The 2079-nt window shown below is 71.6% G+C and carries 2 protein-coding genes and 2 pseudogenes; 3 read left to right on the top strand and 1 reads right to left on the bottom strand.

The annotated features are described in order from the left end of the window. A partial coding sequence (locus ABZS54_RS42780) for a hypothetical protein (protein ID WP_355548830.1) occupies positions 1–202 on the bottom strand: 202 nt, incomplete at its 3' end. 278 nt (positions 203–480) lie between these two features. On the opposite strand from ABZS54_RS42780, the pseudogene ABZS54_RS42775 reads away from it, so the two are divergent. The 3 genes and pseudogenes from ABZS54_RS42775 to ABZS54_RS42765 form a co-directional block, all read left to right on the top strand. Beyond that, a pseudogene (locus ABZS54_RS42775) lies at positions 481–998 on the top strand (GNAT family N-acetyltransferase). Between the two features lie 9 nt (positions 999–1007). Next, on the top strand, positions 1008–1610 hold the full coding sequence (locus tag ABZS54_RS42770; protein WP_355548828.1) for a helix-turn-helix domain-containing protein: 603 nt from the start codon (positions 1008–1010) through the stop codon (positions 1608–1610). Between the two features lie 30 nt (positions 1611–1640). Continuing rightward, positions 1641–1985: pseudogene (locus ABZS54_RS42765) on the top strand (class I SAM-dependent methyltransferase); the annotation flags it as partial. Between the last annotated feature and the right edge of the window lie 94 nt (positions 1986–2079).

Here is a 2079-nt window from a genome sequence, read left to right as displayed (position 1 = left end):
GCCCGTCGCCGGGCACGTCCGCGGCGCCGGACCAGGCGGCGGGGCCGATCGGGCCGACCACGCAGCGATCCGAATCCGGCGCGGCGCGGTGTGCGGCTCCGGGGACGTGGGTCGCGTGCAACAGGGTCATCAAGGCGATCAGCACGATCACCCGGAACACGCCGTGTCGGGCGGGAGCACCACCGGCCGCGACCTGCCCCATCCTGACCTCCCTCGGTACCGCTCTCCGAGAGAACCTCCGATTTCCGCCGCCGGCACGGCAACGAGGCCGAACCAACCGAGATTTCACCCGATCCGGTGAATCCACCCCACCGGCGGCCCGGCAGACCGACACCGCTGGGCCCCATGCCCCCGCGACACTCGCACCCGGTGCGCCTGACCCGCCCCGCCCACTCCCCTGCCCACTCCTTTGCCGCGCGGCCCCGGACGATCGACCATCCCGGCACGAAAGTCGGTTGATCGGCCCGCCTGGGGTTTCCCATGACAACCACCCCGTACCTGGAGCCGATCACCACGACCGACTTCAAGGCCGCGATCGCGCTGAAGGTCCGCCCGGATCAGGAGCGCCCGGTCGTCCCGGTCGAGTCGCTCGCCGAGGCGTATGTGCAGCCCGACGTGGCCTGATCCCGCACCTGATCGTCGACAACGATCGGATCGTGGGCTTCCTGATGGCCTTCCTCGATGTCGACTTCGCCATCGACGGCCCCGGCACCGGCACCGGCAGGACATCCGCTCGGGACTGTGGCGCCTGAACGTCGCGGCCGACGAACAGGGCTGCGGCTACGGTCGTTTCGCGGTCGAAGCGGTGACCGCCGAGATCCGCCGCCGCGTCGGCACCCGCGTCACCACACGCGGGAGCCCGGCGAGGAGGCCCCGAGGGCTTCCACCTCGGGCTCGGCTTCCGGCCGACCGGCGAGATCAGCGGTGCTCGGCGGGTCGGCGAACCGCGGCCGGCGGATCGATCGGCCGCATGGACCATCCATCCACTTGGCCGATAGCGTCGCCGCATGGACGACACGGCCGCACCCCATAGACCGACGCTGCGCAAGGATGCCGCGCGTAATCGGCGCCGGATCATCGACGCCGCGCGCGACCTGGCGCGCAGGGGCAGGCCACCGCAGTTGAACGCGGTCGCATTGGCCGCCGACGTCGGCGTCGGCACCGTCTACCGGCACTTCCCCACCCCCGAGGCACTGCTCGAAGCGCTCGCCGCCGACCGGTTCACGGAACTGATCCAACACGCCCACCGGGCCACCGAGCTGCCGGACGCGCGGCGGGCCCTGCGCGGCTTCCTGGAGGCCGCGCTGACCGCCTACGTCCAGGACGAGGCCTTCACCGCGGCGGCCTTCGGCCCCGGGGCGGCCACCGCCGAAACCCTGGAACTGCGCGACCACCTGCTACGCGTGACCGGCGACCTGCTGGCTCGTGCGGCCGGCGCCGAGGCCCTGCGCCCGCCCCTGGGTCCCACCGACCTCCAGCTCATGCTCTGCGGACTGGGCTTCGCCGTACGTCACTCTCCCGACCGGAACGACCCCGAGTTGGCGAAGCGCTACCTGGACGCGCTGCTGGACGGCGCCCTCGTCGCGGCCACGGAAGGTACGGCCGGCTGACACCCGGATGCGCTGTGGCAGGGTCGGGGCATGCCCTTCGATCACAACGACCACTACCATCCGCTGCTGCTGCGCCGGCTGCCGAAGAACTGCCGGACGGCACTGGATGTGGGCTGCGGCACCGGGCGGTTCGCACATCGGCTCGCCGCATCGGGAATCGTGGTCGACGCGATCGATCCGGCCGAGGAGGTGGTCGCCGAGGCCCGTCGCCGATCCCGGCCCACCGCAGGCGCGCCGAACCCGCGCTTCGCGTGCGCCGACGTCACCGAGGTCCAACTGCCGGTCGGGCACTACGACTTCGTCTCCTGCCTGGCAAGCATCCACCACGTCCCGTTCGAAACCGTGGCCGCTTTGCGCGACGCGCTCGCGCCGGGCGCACCCTCAAGACGGTGATCCTGGCCTTTGCGGCGATGGGTTTCGGCCTGTTCACCACACCCGTGCTGGGCAACCTGTTCCTGGAACAGGAGTA

Origin of the sequence: Embleya sp. NPDC005575 (genome assembly GCF_040605455.1) — a bacterium.
Classification (GTDB): domain Bacteria; phylum Actinomycetota; class Actinomycetes; order Streptomycetales; family Streptomycetaceae; genus Embleya.
Note: the sequence above shows the minus strand (reverse complement) of the source record. Positions and strands in the feature narration are given on the sequence as shown.

Excerpts from the sequence above, each read along its gene's own strand:
- ABZS54_RS42770 (WP_355548828.1), top strand. The coding sequence starts at position 1,008 with ATGGACGACACGGCCGCACCCCATAGACCGACGCTGCGCAAGGATGCC.